The following is a 13598-nucleotide window of genomic DNA, read 5'->3' on the forward strand; positions in this document are numbered from 1 at the left end:
CCCGGCGAACGCTCAGTGTCTCCTGGTCGAACAACGCAAGCCCTCCGAACGCGGAGGGGCCCCCTCGCTAGACTGATCGGGTCGCTCAGGACACTCCCGGCCCTCCTCCTCCGCCTCGCGGAGGACGCCGAGACGCCGGCGGGTCGCACGGGAGCGACGACCACGAACAGGAGATCGCACATGGCTGACTACACGCTCGCCGAACTGCCCTACGACTACTCGGCCCTCGAGCCGAACATCAGTGGGCGGATCATGGAGCTCCACCACGACAAGCACCACGCGACGTACGTGGCCGGGGCGAACACCGCCCTCGCCTCGCTGCAGGAGGCTCGCGACAGCGAGAACCTCGCGAACGTGAACAAGCTCCAGAAGGACCTCGCCTTCAACCTCGCCGGTCACGTGAACCACACCGTGTTCTGGAACAACCTCTCGCCGGACGGCGGCGACAAGCCCGTCGGCGAGCTCGCCGCGGCCATCGACGACAACTTCGGGTCGTTCGACAAGTTCCGCGCCCACTTCACCGCCTCGGCCCTCGGCATCCAGGGCTCCGGCTGGTCGATCCTCGCCTGGGACTCGCTCGGCGAGAAGCTCATCATCGAGCAGCTCTACGACCACCAGGGCAACCTCGCCGCGGCGACCGTCCCGGTCCTCCTCCTCGACATGTGGGAGCACGCCTTCTACCTCGACTACGTCAACGTGAAGGCCGACTACGTCAAGGCGTTCTGGAACATCGTGAACTGGGCCGACGTCTCCGCGCGCTTCGAGAAGGCCCGCGAGAAGACTTCGGGCCTGCTGCTACTGTCGTAGCGATCTCGGCGTCCCGGGCCCCGTGTCCGGGACGCCCTGTCGTCGGCTTCCACCCCTCCACTGCACCGTCGAGGTGCCTTTCCTCACCAGGAGATATCTGTGTCCGTCAAGATCGGCATCAACGGCTTCGGCCGTATCGGCCGTAACTTCTTCCGTGCAGCCCTCGCCAAGGGCAGCGACCTCGAGATCGTCGCGGTCAACGACCTCACCGACAACAAGGCCCTCGCGCACCTCCTGAAGTACGACTCCATCACGGGCCGCCTCGACGCGACCGTCGAGCTCGACGGCGACCGCATCGTCGTCAACGGCAAGCCGATCATCGTCCTCGAGGAGCGCGACCCCGCGAACCTCCCCTGGGGCGAGCTGGGAGTCGACGTCGTCATCGAGTCGACCGGCCGCTTCACCAAGTCGGAGGACGCGCGCAAGCACATCACCGCGGGTGCCAAGAAGGTCATCGTCTCCGCTCCCGCCACCGGCAGCGACGTCGCGACCCTGGTCCTCGGCGTGAACGAGAACACCTACGACCCCGCGACGCACGACATCATCTCGAACGCGTCCTGCACCACGAACTGCCTCGCGCCGCTCGCCAAGGTGCTGCTCGACAACTTCGGCATCGAGCGCGGCCTGATGACCACGGTCCACGCGTACACCGCCGACCAGAACCTCCAGGACGGCCCGCACAGCGACCTGCGTCGCGCCCGCGCCGCCGCCGTCAACATCATCCCGACCTCGACCGGTGCCGCCAAGGCGCTCGGCCTGGTCATCCCGGAGCTCGTCGGCAAGCTCGACGGCTACGCCCTCCGCGTCCCGGTCCCGACCGGCTCGATCACCGACCTCACCGTCGAGCTGACCAAGCCCGCCACCGTCGAGGAGATCAACGCGGCGTACAAGGCCGCCTCCGAGGGAGACCTCAAGGGCATCCTCAAGTACACCGAGGACCCGATCGTCTCGAGCGACATCGTGACCGACCCGCACTCGTCGATCTTCGACGCGGGCCTCACGAAGGTCATCGGCAGCCAGGTCAAGGTCGCCTCCTGGTACGACAACGAGTGGGGCTACTCCAACCGCCTCGTCGACGTCACCGAGTTCGTCGCCGGCAAGCTCTAAGGGTTGCGCGCAGTGACGCTCCGCACTCTGGACTCACTGGGCTCCCTCGCAGGCAAGCGCGTCGTCGTCCGCTGCGATCTGAACGTCCCCCTGAAGGACGGAACGATCACGGACGACGGACGCGTGCGCGCGTCGGTGCCCACACTCCAGCGTCTGGTCTCCGAGGGCGCCCGAGTCGTGGTCGTGAGCCACCTCGGGCGCCCCGAGGGGAAGCCCGAGGCGAAGTACAGCCTCGCTCCCGTCGCCGCCCGCCTCGGCGAGCTGCTTGACGCTCCGGTGGCCTTCGCCGAGGACACCGTCGGGGAGGCGGCCTCGGCCGCCGTCGACGCCCTCGAGGACGGCCAGGTCGTCGTCCTCGAGAACCTCCGGTTCAACGCCGGCGAGACGAGCAAGGACGAGGCCGAGCGCCGCACCTTCGCCGAGAAGCTGGCCGCCTACGGCGACGCCTTCGTCTCCGACGGGTTCGGCGTCGTGCACCGCAAGCAGGCGAGCGTCTACGAGCTCGCCGAGCTTCTCCCCAGCGCGGCCGGCACGCTGATCGCGGCCGAGCTCGAGGTGCTGGAGCGGCTCACCGAGAAGCCCGAGCGCCCCTACGCGGTCGTCCTCGGCGGCTCGAAGGTCTCGGACAAGCTCGGCGTGATCGAGCACCTGCTGCCGAAGGTCGACTCGATCCTCATCGGCGGTGGAATGCTCTTCACCTTCCTCAAGGCCCAGGGCCACGAGGTCGGCGCCAGCCTGCTGGAGGCCGACCAGGTCGACACCGTGCTCGGCTACCTCGCGAAGGCGAAGGAGCTGGGTGTGGAGATCGTCCTGCCGACGGACGTCGTCGTGGCGTCGGAGTTCGGCCCCGACGCCGAGCACCAGGTCGCCTCGGCCGACGCGATCGAGGGCACGCCCTTCGGTGAGAAGGGCCTCGGCCTGGACATCGGACCGGACACCGCCGCGCACTTCGCCGAGATCATCGCGGCGTCCAGGACGGTGTTCTGGAACGGCCCCATGGGCGTCTTCGAGCTCGAGCCGTTCGCGGCGGGCACCAAGACCGTCGCGCAGGCGCTCACCGAGGTCGACGGTCTCAGCGTCGTCGGCGGAGGCGACTCCGCCGCGGCCGTCCGCGCCCTCGGGTTCCGCGACGACCAGTTCGGCCACATCTCGACGGGAGGCGGAGCGAGCCTCGAATTCCTCGAGGGCAAGCGCCTCCCCGGACTGGAGGTCCTCGGATGGTAGACACCGCCGCCCGCACCCCGCTCATCGCCGGCAACTGGAAGATGAACCTGGACCACCTCCAGGCCATCGCCTTCGTGCAGAAGCTGGCGTGGAGCCTCACGGACGCCGACCACGACTTCGATGGCGTCGAGGTCGCGGTGTTCCCGCCCTTCACGGACCTCCGGCCCGTGCAGATCCTCGTCGACTCGGACAAGCTGCCGCTCAAGTACGGTGCGCAGGACGTCTCGAAGTTCGACAGCGGCGCCTACACCGGCGAGATCTCGGGCCAGTTCCTGAAGCAGCTCGACTGCGACTACGTGATCGTCGGCCACTCGGAGCGTCGCACGCTCCACGGCGAGACGGACGCGGACATCGCCGCCAAGTCGGCCGCGGCCGTCAATCACGGCGTCGCTCCGATCATCTGCGTCGGCGAGACCGCGGAGGACCTCGAGAAGCACGGCCCGTCGGCCGTGCCGGTCGCCCAGCTGAAGGAGGCCCTCACCGGCCTCCCCGCGGACGCCGACCTCGTCGTCGCCTATGAGCCGGTCTGGGCCATCGGCTCCGGACAGGCCGCGACGCCCGAGCAGGCCCAGCAGGTCTGCAAGGCGCTCCGCGGAGTCGTCGCCGACGTCCTCGGCGCCGACACCGCCGCGAAGACCCGCATCCTCTACGGCGGCTCCGTGAAGTCCGGCAACATCGCCGGCTTCATGCGCGAGCCCGACGTCGACGGAGCACTCGTCGGAGGCGCCAGCCTCCAGGTCGACGAGTTCGCGGCGATCGCACGATTCCGGAACCACGTCGGGGTCTGAGCTGCTGCGACGAGAGGGCGGGCCCATCGGGCCCGCCCTCTCGTCGTCCACGCCGCTCCCCGCGCGGCGTGGCGCGGTCGGCTCCGCGACGGGGCGCGGTTCCGAGAGCGGGATGCGTTCGGCTACGGCGATCCGCTGGGACGCGGATCGCCGGTTCGCCTCGGAGATCCCATACCGGCTTCACGCGTTGGCCGGTCCGGGGCTGTCGGCTCGTTGCGGGGTGTCGTCCGAGAGCGCGGCGCGTTCGGCTCGATCGATCCGAAAGTGCGTGGATCACAGGCTCGCGGTCCGGCGACTGAAGAGGTTGTCGAGGGCACCGCGACGAGGCCACCCGCTCCGCCCCTCGACGGACACTCGTATACATCGCCCCGAACACGGGACGACGCATTCCTCGCGGATTCGCAGGCGCCGTTATACTCGTCGGGGCGCGCAACGCGCCAGAACTTCGAAAGGTACCGCGTGGACATCCTCCAGGTCGTGCTCCAGGTCATCCTGGGCATCACGAGCCTCCTGCTCACCATGCTGATCCTGCTCCACAAGGGGCGCGGCGGCGGACTGTCCGACATGTTCGGGGGCGGAGTCACCTCCAACCTCGGCGCGTCGGGCGTCGCCGAGCGCAACCTGAACCGCATCACCGTGATCCTGGGCGTCGTCTGGCTGGCCTGCATCGTGGTGCTCGGACTCATCACCAAGTTCACCACCGGAGCATAGGGGTACTCGCAATGGCATCAGGCGGCAGTGCAATCCGCGGTTCGCGCGTCGGCGCAGGACCCATGGGCGAGCAGGACCGGGGCTTCCACGCGGAGCGCGTCGCGGTCTCCTACTGGGACGCTCTCGGCAACGAGACGGTGCGCCACTTCTCGGCGGCCCTCCCCGAGGACGAGATCCCCGAGGTGATCGACTCGCCGCAGTCCGGTCTCCCCGCGGGCCGCGACCGGGCAAACCCGCCGCAGGTCGCGAAGACCGAGCCCTACAAGACGCACCTCGCCTACGTGAAGGAGCGCCGCACCGAGGCCGAGGCGGCTCAGCTCCTCGAGGAGGCGCTGCAGCAGTTGCGCGCCCGACGAGGCACCGCGACCCCGTCCTGATCCTCACCGGACGACGAACGACGGAAGGCCCGCCCCCTCGGGGGACGGGCCTTCCGTCGTTTCCGGACCGTGCTCAGTAGCTCGGAGCGATGAGCGACTCGGGGACCTCGGCCGCTGCCTCCTGGTCGACGAAGAACACCGTGCGCTTGCGACCGAACGCGCCCGACGCGGGCACCTCGTTCGTGCTGGCACCCGCGAGCGCGAGGCCCAGGGCCGAGGCCTTGTCGGCGCCGGCGAGCACCATCCAGATGCGGTCCGACTGGTTGATCAGCGGCAGCGTGAGGGTGAGGCGCTCGGGCGGCGGCTTCGGAGAGTTGCGGACGGCGAGGACGCCGGGCGTCGTGGAGCGGATCGCGGAGCGCTCGGGGAACAGCGACGCGATGTGCCCGTCCGGCCCGACGCCGAGGAAGGTGATGTCGAAGCGCGGGTAGTCGCGCCCCTCGGAGGCGTGCTCGCGCAACTCCGCGTCGTAGGCAGCGGCGGCGCCGTCGAGGTCCAGGCCCTCGTCCGAGGCGGGGTAGGAGTGCACGTTCGCCGCCGGCACGTCGAGGACGCTGAAGAGGTCCCCCGCCTGGACGTCGTTGCGGTCCTCGTGGCCGCGGGGCACCCAGCGCTCGTCACCCCACCAGAAGTGCACGCGCGACCAGTCCACGTTGCCGGCGGCGGAGGAGGAGCCGATCTCCTTGAGCGTGGCGGCTCCCATCGTCCCTCCGGTGAGCACGACGTTCGCCGAACCCAGGTCGTCGAGGACGTCGATCGTCTTGGTGAGGAACCGGGCGGCGACCGAGCCGGCGAGGGTCTGCTTGTCGCGGTGGACCAGCACGCGGCGTTCGGTGGTCATCTCAGGGGACTCCTTCGGGTTCGGGTGCCGATCGGCGGGGTTCGGCTCCGTGTCGGGAAGCTCTGAGGCGTGGGCGCCCTGGACGGGCGCCCACGCCTCAGGAGGCGCTGCGGACCTCGGCCTTCTCAGTGAGCATGTCGACCCCGCGCGAGATCACTTCACCGTACAGGTCATCCGGGTCGAGCCGGCGCAGCTCCTCCGCCAGGCAGTCCCGGAGGCTGCGGCGGGGGAGCGAGATGTCGTGGACCGGCTGATCGGGCTGCGTGAGCGTCGCGACGTTGGGCACCGAGCGCTCGAGCTCGATCACTCCGGAGTCGCGGATGAGCCGCACGCCGTGGATCCCGCTGGACCCGGTGGCGCTGATCGTGAGCTCGTGGTCGACGGGGATGTCGAGCTCGAGCTGCAGCCAGGCGGCGAGCAGGATCGTCGAGGGGGAGTCGGGCGCGCCCGAGACCTCGACGGCCGTGATCGGCTCGTAGGGCGGCTGGTCGAGCACGGCTGCGAGCTGCGCGCGCCAGAGGGTGAGGCGGGTCCAGGCGAAGTCGGTGTCGCCGGGGGCATAGGTGGAGGCGAGGTGGTGCAGCGCCTCCGCCGGGTTCGACTGGGCCGACGCGTCGGTGATCCGCCGAGTGGCGATCCGGCCGATCGGGGACGCGGAGGCGTTGTCCGGAGCGCTGTTCGGCCACCAGGCCACGACGGGGGCGTCGGGGAGGAGCAGGCCCGTGACCAGGCTCTCCTCGTCCTCGGCCGCGTCTCCGTAGGGACGGAGCACGACGACCTCGCTCGCGCCGGCGTCGCCTCCGACCCGGATCTGCGCGTCGACCCGCGCCGTCGCGTCGACCGGGACCGTGGTGGTGCCGTCGTCCTTCGAGACCACGATGACGCGCATCGGGTGCTCGCGGGACGCGTCGTTCGCGGCCTCGATGGCCTCCTCCTCGTGACCCCGCGAGGTCGCGATGATGAGGGTGAGGACGCGGCCGAGGGCGACGGCGCCGCCCTCCTCGCGGATCTTGACGAGGGTCTTCGAGACCTCGCTCGTCGTGGTGTCGGGCAGATCGACGATCATGGACGCCTCCAGGTGCGGCCGTCGCGGGCGAGGAGCTCGTCGGCGGAATCGGGGCCCCAGGTTCCGGGGCGGTACTGCTCGGGCTGGCCCTGCGTGGCCCAGAACTCCTCGATCGGGTCGAGGATCTTCCAGGACAGCTCGACCTCCTCGTGCCGGGGGAAGAGCGGCGGCTCGCCCAGGAGGACGTCGAGGATGAGGCGCTCGTAGGCCTCGGGGCTCGCCTCGGTGAACGCGTGGCCGTAGCCGAAGTCCATCGTCACGTCGCGCACCTGCATGCCGGCGCCGGGCACCTTCGAGCCGAAGCGCATGGTGACGCCCTCGTCGGGCTGGACCCGGATGACGAGCGCGTTCTGGCCCAGCGACGTGGTCTGGCTCTCGGCGAAGAGCTGCTTCGGTGCCCGCTTGAACACGACCGCGATCTCGGTGACGCGGCGGCCGAGGCGCTTGCCGGCCCGCAGGTAGAACGGCACGCCGGCCCAGCGTCGGGTGCCGATGTCCAGGCGCATGGCGGCGTAGGTCTCGGTGGTCGAGGTGGGGCTCATGCCGTCCTCCTCGAGGAAGCCGAGCACCTTCTCGCCGCCCTGCCAGCCGCCGGCGTACTGTCCGCGGGCGGTAGAAGTGGAGAGGTCGGCGGGGAGGCGGACGGCCGCGAGGACCTTCTCCTTCTCCGCACGGAGGTCGGCCGCGTCGAACGAGATCGGCTCCTCCATGGCGGTCAGGGCGAGCAGCTGCAGCAGGTGGTTCTGGATGACGTCGCGCGCCGCTCCGATGCCGTCGTAGTAGCCCGCGCGCCCGCCCACGCCGATGTCCTCGGCCATGGTGATCTGCACGTGGTCGACGTAGTTCGAGTTCCAGAGCGGCTCGTACATCATGTTGGCGAAGCGGAGGGCCAGGATGTTCTGGACCGTCTCCTTGCCGAGGTAGTGGTCGATCCGGAAGACGGAGTCGGGCGGGAAGACCGACTCGACGACGTCGTTCAGCTCGCGGGCCGTCTTCAGGTCGCTGCCGAACGGCTTCTCGATGACGACGCGGCGCCACTGGCCGTCCTTCTGCTCGGCGAGGCCGGAGCTGCGCAGCTGCTCGGTGACCTGCGGGAAGGACTTCGGGGGGATCGAGAGGTAGAAGGCGAAGTTGCCGTTCGTGCCGCGCTCGCGGTCGAGGTCGTCGACGGTCGTCTTCAGGCGGGCGAACGCCTCGGGGTCGTCGAACTCGCCCTGCACGAACCGGATGCCCTGCGCGAGCTGCGCCCAGACCTCCTCGTGGAACTCGGTGCGGGCGTGCTTCTTCACGGAGTCGTGGACGACCTGCTCGAAGTCCTGGTCGTCCCAGTCGCGCCGGGCGAATCCGACGAGGGCGAAGCCGGGAGGCAGGAGGCCGCGGTTGGCGAGGTCGTAGACCGCGGGCATGAGCTTCTTGCGGGAGAGGTCGCCGGTCACGCCGAAGATGACGAGGCCGCTGGGCCCGGCGATCCGGTTCAACCGGCGGTCGAAGCTCAACCTCAGCGGGTTGAACTCGGGGGTGATGTCCACAGACATGTGCAGTGTCCTTCTGTGTGCCGGTGGGACCGGCGCACTGCTATCGGTGAGGGAGGGGGAGGAGCGGGCGGGCCCGGCTGCTGCCCCGGGAAGTGGTCGCGGGACGACCGCGGGCACGCCGCCGCGCGCTCGAGAGCGCAGCGGCGGCGTGCCCGTCGGATCAGGTGTTGAGGGCCTCGAAGAGCGCCTCGAGGTCGGCCTCGGGGTCGGTCAGCGTGAGGGTCAGCACCGGCCGGCCGTGCTCGGCGAGCACGCTCGCGTCGCCGGCGGCCTGCGCCAGGATGAGCTGGCCGAAGGTGAACGGGCTGTCCGGGATCTCGAGGTCCACGTCGGAGCGCTCGGTGATCTGGAGGAACACGCCGGTCGGCGCCCCGCCCTTGTGGTACTGCCCGGTCGAGTGCAGGAAGCGCGGGCCCCACCCGAAGGTGACGGGGCGCTGGGCCTGCGCGGCGAGGAGGTCGCGCACGCCCTCGAGCTGCGGGAGCGCGAGGCGGTCGACGTACGCCTGGATCGAGACGTAGCCGCCGTCGCCCAGCTGCGCGAGGAGGCGGTCGACAGCGGCGGCGACGGTCGAGACGCCCTCGGTGACGCTGCTGCTGCCGGTGACCTCGATGCCCGCGTCGGTGAACGCGGGCGCCTCGGGCTCGGGGCGCTTCTCGAGCAGGGCCCGGGTCGCGACCTTCGCCGACTCGACGTCGGGCTGGTCGAACGGGTTGATGCCCAGGAGGCGACCCGCGACGGCGACGCCGTACTCCCACGTCAGCATCTGAGCGCCGAGCGAGCCGGAGAGGAGGATCTCGCCCTCGTGGCGGTCGCGCGGGAACAGGTGCAGCGCCGTGGCGTCCTCGACCAGGCGGACGACCTGCACGTCGGGCAGGTCCTCCGAGAGCTCGGGGGCCAGCGTGCCGAGGACGACGGGGAGGATGCCCGTGCCGTCCTTGCCGGTGGACTCGGCGATGAGCTGCTCCGCCCAGTCGGCGAAGCCGACGATGTCGGTCCCGTCGGCGACGATCGCGAGCTTGTCGCGGCGCGGGCTGGTCGCGGCGATCGCCGCTCCGAGGATCAGGCCCGGGTTCTCGGGGGAGTCCACGGCGAGCCCGAGGGAGGCCTCGGCCGCCTCGTCGAGGAGGGCCTCGATGTCGGCGCCGGCGAGCCCGGACGGCACGAGGCCGAACGCGGAGAGCGCCGAGAAGCGCCCGCCGATGTTCGGGTCGGCGTTGAACACGCGGTAGCCGGCCTCGCGGGAGGAGGTGTCCAGGGGCGAGCCCGGGTCGGTCACGATGACGATGCGGTCGAGCGGATCGATGCCCGCCTCCGTGAACGCCTTCTCGTAGGCCTTCTTCTGGCTCGCGGTCTCGACGGTCGAGCCGGACTTCGAGGAGATGACGACCGCGGTCGACGCGAGCCGGTCGTTCAGGGCCGCGAGCACCTGGCCGGGCGCCGTCGAGTCGAGCACGGTGAGCTCGACGCCGGCGGTGCGGGTGATGACCTCGGGCGCGAGCGAGGAGCCGCCCATGCCGCCGAGGACGATGTGGTCGACGCCCTTGGCCTGGAACTCCTCGCGCAGGGCGAGGATCTGGGGGATCAGGGGGCGGGAGACGGTGGTCGACTCGGTCCACCCGAGGCGCTTGGCCGCCTCCTCCTCCGCCGCGGCGCCCCACAGGGTGGGGACCTGGGCGGTGATGCCGGAGGCGACCTCGTCGGCGACGAGCTCCGGGACGACGCGGTCGACGGCCTTCTCGGCGTCTCCGCTGACGTGGATCTGGATGGCCATGATCAGGCCTGCGCCTTCGCGCCCTCGAGCGCCGCGGTGACGGTGTCGAGCAGCTCGTTCCAGGAGACGATGAACTTCTCCACGCCCTCCTTCTCGAGCAGCTCGGTGACGTCGGCGTACGAGACGCCCTGCGCCGCGACGGCGTCGAGGACGGCGTTCGCGTCGGCGTACGAGCCCGTGACGGTGTCGCCGGTGATGACGCCGTGGTCGAAGGTCGCCTCGAGGGTCTTCTCGGGCATCGTGTTGACCACGCCGGCCGCGACGAGCTCAGTCACGTAGAGGGTGTCGGGGAGGTCGGTCGACTTGACGCCGGTCGAGGCCCAGAGGGGGCGCTGGCGGTTGGCGCCGGACTCCTGGAGCAGCAGGGCGCGCTCGGTGGCGAACGCCTCGACGAAGACCTCGTAGGCCAGCTGCGCGTTGGCGACGCCGGACTTGCTCTTGAGGGCGCGGGCCTCGTCGGTGCCGATGGCCTCGAGGCGCTTGTCGATCTCGGTGTCGACGCGCGAGACGAAGAACGAGGCGACGGAGTGGATGGTCGACAGGTCGATGCCGGCGTCCTTGGCCTTCTCGAGGCCGGCCAGGTACGCGTTGATGACGGCGCGGTAGCGGGCGAGCGAGAAGATCAGGGTGACGTTCACCGAGATGCCGGAGCCGATGACCTCCGTGATGGCCTCGAGGCCCTCGACGGTCGCGGGGATCTTGATCATCGCGTTGGGGCGGTCGACCTTGGCCCAGAGGGCCTTGGCCTGCTCGATGGTGCCCTGGGCGTCGTGCGCCAGGCCGGGCTCGACCTCGATCGACACGCGGCCGTCGTAGCCGTTGGTCGCGTCGTAGATCGGGCGGAAGATGTCGGACGCCGCGGCGACGTCGTCGGTGGTGATCTCGAAGACGGCGTCGGTCACCGAGGTGCCGGCGGAGGCGAGCTCGCGCACCTGGGCGTCGTAGGACTCGCCGTTGGTCAGGGCCGCGGCGAAGATCGTGGGGTTCGTGGTGACTCCGACGACGTTCTTCTCCTCGATGAGCTTCTGCAGCCCTCCGGTGGAGATGCGCGAGCGGGAGAGGTCGTCGAGCCAGATGCTGACGCCGGCGGCGGAGAGCTCTGCGGTGGGGGTGTTCTCGGTCATGTCTCTTCTTCTTCTGCGTAGGTGGTGCGTGGTGTGAGGGGGAGCCGCTGCTCCGACGGCGAAGGCCGCGTCCGTGGTGGACGCGGCCTTCGGGTCAGGAGGCTGCGAGCGACTCCTTGGCGGCGGACAGTGCCGCCTCGGTGGTGATCCCGAACTCGCGGAACAGGGTCTTGTAGTCGGCCGAGGCGCCGAAGTGCTCGATCGAGACGGAGCGGCCGGCGTCGCCGACGTACTTCTGCCAGCCCAGGCTCAGGCCGGCCTCGATCGAGACGCGCGCCTTCACCGAGGAGGGCAGGACCTTCTCGCGGTACTCGGCGTCCTGCTCCTCGAACCACTCGAGGGACGGAGCCGAGACGACGCGGGCGTTGACGCCCTCGCTCCTCAGGGCCTCGCGCGCCTCGACGGCGATCTGGACCTCGGAGCCGGTCGCGATGAAGATCACGTCCGGGGTGCCGCCCGGCGCCTCGGCCAGGATGTAGGCACCGCGGGCGACGTTCGCGGCGGAGGCGAAGGTCTCGCCCTCCGCGTCGCCCTCGCCGCGCTCGAACACCGGGATGTTCTGACGGGTGAGCGCGAGGCCGGCGGGGCCCTCGCGGCGCTCGAGGATGGTCTTCCAGGCGTAGGCGACCTCGTTCGCGTCGCCGGGGCGGACGACGTCCAGGCCCGGGATCGCGCGGAGGGTCGACAGCTGCTCGACCGGCTGGTGCGTCGGGCCGTCCTCGCCGAGCGCCACGGAGTCGTGGGTCCAGACGTAGATGGCCGGCGCCTTCATGAGCGCGGCGAGACGGACCGCCGGGCGCATGTAGTCGGAGAAGATCAGGAAGGTGCCGCCGAAGGGGCGGGTGTTGCCGTGCAGGACGATCCCGTTGAGGATCGCGCCCATGGCGTGCTCGCGGATGCCGAAGTGCAGCACGCGGCCGCCCTTCTTCCCGGTCCACTCGTGGGTCGAGAACTCCGTCGGGACGAAGGAGCCGGCTCCCTCGATCGTCGTGTTGTTCGACTCGGCGAGGTCGGCGGAGCCGCCCCACAGCTCGGGGATCACGCCGGCGAGGGCGTTGATGACCTTGCCGGACGCGGCGCGGGTCGAGACCTCCTTGCCGGGCTCGAAGACGGGGAGCGCCTCCTGGACGCCCTCGGGCAGCTCGCCCGAGAGGACCCGGTCGAGCAGCTCCTTCTTCTCGGGGTTCGCGGACGCCCAGGCGGCGAGCTGCTCGTCCCACTCGGCGTGCTGGGCCTGGCCGCGCTCGACGGCCTTGCGGGTGTGCTCGATGACCTCGTCGGCGACGTCGAAGGTCTTCTCGGGGTCGAAGCCGAGCACCTCCTTGAGTCCGCGGAGCTCGTCGGCGCCCAGGGCGGAGCCGTGGATCTTGCCGGTGTTCTGCTTCTTCGGCGACGGCCAGCCGATGATGGTGCGCAGGATGATGAGCGACGGCTTGTCGGTCTCGCCCTTCGCGGCCTCGATCGCGGCGTGCAGCTCGGCGACGTCCTCGTGGTACTCGCCGGTCTTCTTCCAGTCGACGACCTGGACCTGCCAGTCGTAGGCCTCGTAGCGCGCCTTGACGTCCTCGGTGAAGGCGATGTTGGTGTCGTCCTCGATCGAGATCTGGTTGGAGTCGTAGATGACGACCAGGTTGCCGAGCTTCTGGTGGCCGGCCAGCGAGGAGGCCTCGCTGGTGACGCCCTCCTGCAGGTCGCCGTCGCCGGCGATCACGTAGACGAAGTGGTCGAACGGGGAGGTGCCCGCGGCGGCCTCCGGGTCGAACAGCTCGCGCTCGAAGCGCGAGGCGTAGGCGAAGCCCACGGCGGAGGCGAGGCCCTGGCCGAGCGGCCCGGTGGTGATCTCGACGCCGTCGGTGTGGCCGTACTCCGGGTGGCCCGGGGTCTTCGAGCCCCAGGTGCGCAGCGCCTTGAGGTCGTCGAGCTCGAGTCCGTAGCCGCCCAGGTAGAACTGGACGTACTGGGTCAGCGAGGAGTGGCCGACCGACAGGATGAACCGGTCGCGGCCGATCCAGGTCGCGTCGGACGGATCGCGGCGCATGACCTTCTGGAACAGGAGGTAGGCGGCGGGCGCGAGGCTCATGGCGGTTCCGGGATGGCCGTTGCCGACCTTCTCGACCGCATCCGCGGCGAGAACCCTCGCCGTGTCGACTGCCTTCTCGTCAATGGATTCCCATTGCAGTTCTGACACTTGGTACTGACCCTTCTCGAGACGTGGGGCAGACGGGGACCGTCCGCCCTCTCGCA

General features: G+C 70.2%; 12 protein-coding genes. 6 read left to right on the forward strand and 6 right to left on the reverse strand.

Annotation, left to right across the window (positions count from 1 at the left end; translation table 11 throughout):
- The first annotated feature begins 180 nt into the window (after positions 1-180).
- The 6 genes from C5B95_RS05290 to C5B95_RS05315 all read left to right on the forward strand — a co-directional run bounded on the left by C5B95_RS05290 (position 181) and on the right by C5B95_RS05315 (position 5014).
- Complete coding sequence (locus tag C5B95_RS05290) at positions 181-807, forward strand: superoxide dismutase (protein WP_104221907.1); 627 nt, start codon at positions 181-183, stop codon at positions 805-807.
- A gap of 99 nt (positions 808-906) precedes the next feature.
- The gene (gene gap, locus C5B95_RS05295) at positions 907-1914 is read left to right on the forward strand and encodes a type I glyceraldehyde-3-phosphate dehydrogenase (RefSeq protein ID WP_104221909.1); all 1008 of its coding nucleotides are present in this window, start codon (positions 907-909) and stop codon (positions 1912-1914) included.
- 12 nt (positions 1915-1926) lie between these two features.
- Complete coding sequence (locus tag C5B95_RS05300) at positions 1927-3138, forward strand: phosphoglycerate kinase (protein ID WP_104257823.1); 1212 nt, start codon at positions 1927-1929, stop codon at positions 3136-3138.
- Positions 3132-3926 (forward strand): triose-phosphate isomerase, encoded by a 795-nt coding sequence (gene tpiA / locus C5B95_RS05305; RefSeq protein ID WP_104348646.1) that lies wholly within the window; start codon positions 3132-3134, stop codon positions 3924-3926. Before C5B95_RS05300 ends, tpiA begins: the two co-directional genes overlap by 7 nt.
- A gap of 459 nt (positions 3927-4385) precedes the next feature.
- The gene (secG, locus tag C5B95_RS05310) at positions 4386-4637 is read left to right on the forward strand and encodes a preprotein translocase subunit SecG (protein WP_104221915.1); all 252 of its coding nucleotides are present in this window, start codon (positions 4386-4388) and stop codon (positions 4635-4637) included.
- 11 nt (positions 4638-4648) lie between these two features.
- Positions 4649-5014 carry an RNA polymerase-binding protein RbpA gene (locus tag C5B95_RS05315; protein ID WP_055791968.1) on the forward strand — a complete coding sequence of 122 codons (366 nt, stop codon included), beginning with the start codon at positions 4649-4651 and terminating at the stop codon, positions 5012-5014.
- A gap of 73 nt (positions 5015-5087) precedes the next feature.
- Here the strand turns inward: C5B95_RS05315 and pgl are convergent, their stop codons facing one another.
- The 6 genes from pgl to tkt all read right to left on the reverse strand — a co-directional run bounded on the left by pgl (position 5088) and on the right by tkt (position 13542).
- Complete coding sequence (gene pgl / locus C5B95_RS05320) at positions 5088-5855, reverse strand: 6-phosphogluconolactonase (protein WP_104221917.1); 768 nt, start codon at positions 5853-5855, stop codon at positions 5088-5090.
- A 97-nt stretch (positions 5856-5952) separates the two neighbouring features.
- Positions 5953-6921 carry a glucose-6-phosphate dehydrogenase assembly protein OpcA gene (locus C5B95_RS05325; protein ID WP_104348647.1) on the reverse strand — a complete coding sequence of 323 codons (969 nt, stop codon included), beginning with the start codon at positions 6919-6921 and terminating at the stop codon, positions 5953-5955.
- Positions 6918-8456 (reverse strand): glucose-6-phosphate dehydrogenase, encoded by a 1539-nt coding sequence (gene zwf / locus C5B95_RS05330; protein ID WP_104225293.1) that lies wholly within the window; start codon positions 8454-8456, stop codon positions 6918-6920. The genes C5B95_RS05325 and zwf overlap by 4 nt, the downstream gene beginning before the upstream one ends.
- Positions 8457-8616: 160 nt before the next feature.
- Positions 8617-10230, reverse strand: coding sequence for a glucose-6-phosphate isomerase (locus C5B95_RS05335; RefSeq protein ID WP_104348648.1), 1614 nt, complete (start codon positions 10228-10230; stop codon positions 8617-8619).
- A gap of 2 nt (positions 10231-10232) precedes the next feature.
- The gene (tal, locus tag C5B95_RS05340; protein ID WP_104348649.1) at positions 10233-11354 is read right to left on the reverse strand and encodes a transaldolase; all 1122 of its coding nucleotides are present in this window, start codon (positions 11352-11354) and stop codon (positions 10233-10235) included.
- A gap of 94 nt (positions 11355-11448) precedes the next feature.
- A complete protein-coding gene (tkt, locus tag C5B95_RS05345) occupies positions 11449-13542 on the reverse strand; it encodes a transketolase (RefSeq protein ID WP_104225291.1) in 2094 nt (697 codons plus the stop codon).
- Positions 13543-13598: the final 56 nt, after the last annotated feature.

It is taken from the genome of Rathayibacter sp. AY1A7, assembly GCF_002930845.1.
GTDB lineage: Bacteria > Actinomycetota > Actinomycetes > Actinomycetales > Microbacteriaceae > Rathayibacter.

Excerpts from the sequence above, each read along its gene's own strand:
- C5B95_RS05290 (WP_104221907.1), top strand. The coding sequence starts at position 181 with ATGGCTGACTACACGCTCGCCGAACTGCCCTACGACTACTCGGCCCTC.
- tpiA (WP_104348646.1), top strand. The coding sequence starts at position 3,132 with ATGGTAGACACCGCCGCCCGCACCCCGCTCATCGCCGGCAACTGGAAG.
- C5B95_RS05315 (WP_055791968.1), top strand. The coding sequence starts at position 4,649 with ATGGCATCAGGCGGCAGTGCAATCCGCGGTTCGCGCGTCGGCGCAGGA.
- pgl (WP_104221917.1), bottom strand. The coding sequence starts at position 5,855 with ATGACCACCGAACGCCGCGTGCTGGTCCACCGCGACAAGCAGACCCTC.
- C5B95_RS05325 (WP_104348647.1), bottom strand. The coding sequence starts at position 6,921 with ATGATCGTCGATCTGCCCGACACCACGACGAGCGAGGTCTCGAAGACC.
- zwf (WP_104225293.1), bottom strand. The coding sequence starts at position 8,456 with ATGTCTGTGGACATCACCCCCGAGTTCAACCCGCTGAGGTTGAGCTTC.
- C5B95_RS05335 (WP_104348648.1), bottom strand. The coding sequence starts at position 10,230 with ATGGCCATCCAGATCCACGTCAGCGGAGACGCCGAGAAGGCCGTCGAC.
- tal (WP_104348649.1), bottom strand. The coding sequence starts at position 11,354 with ATGACCGAGAACACCCCCACCGCAGAGCTCTCCGCCGCCGGCGTCAGC.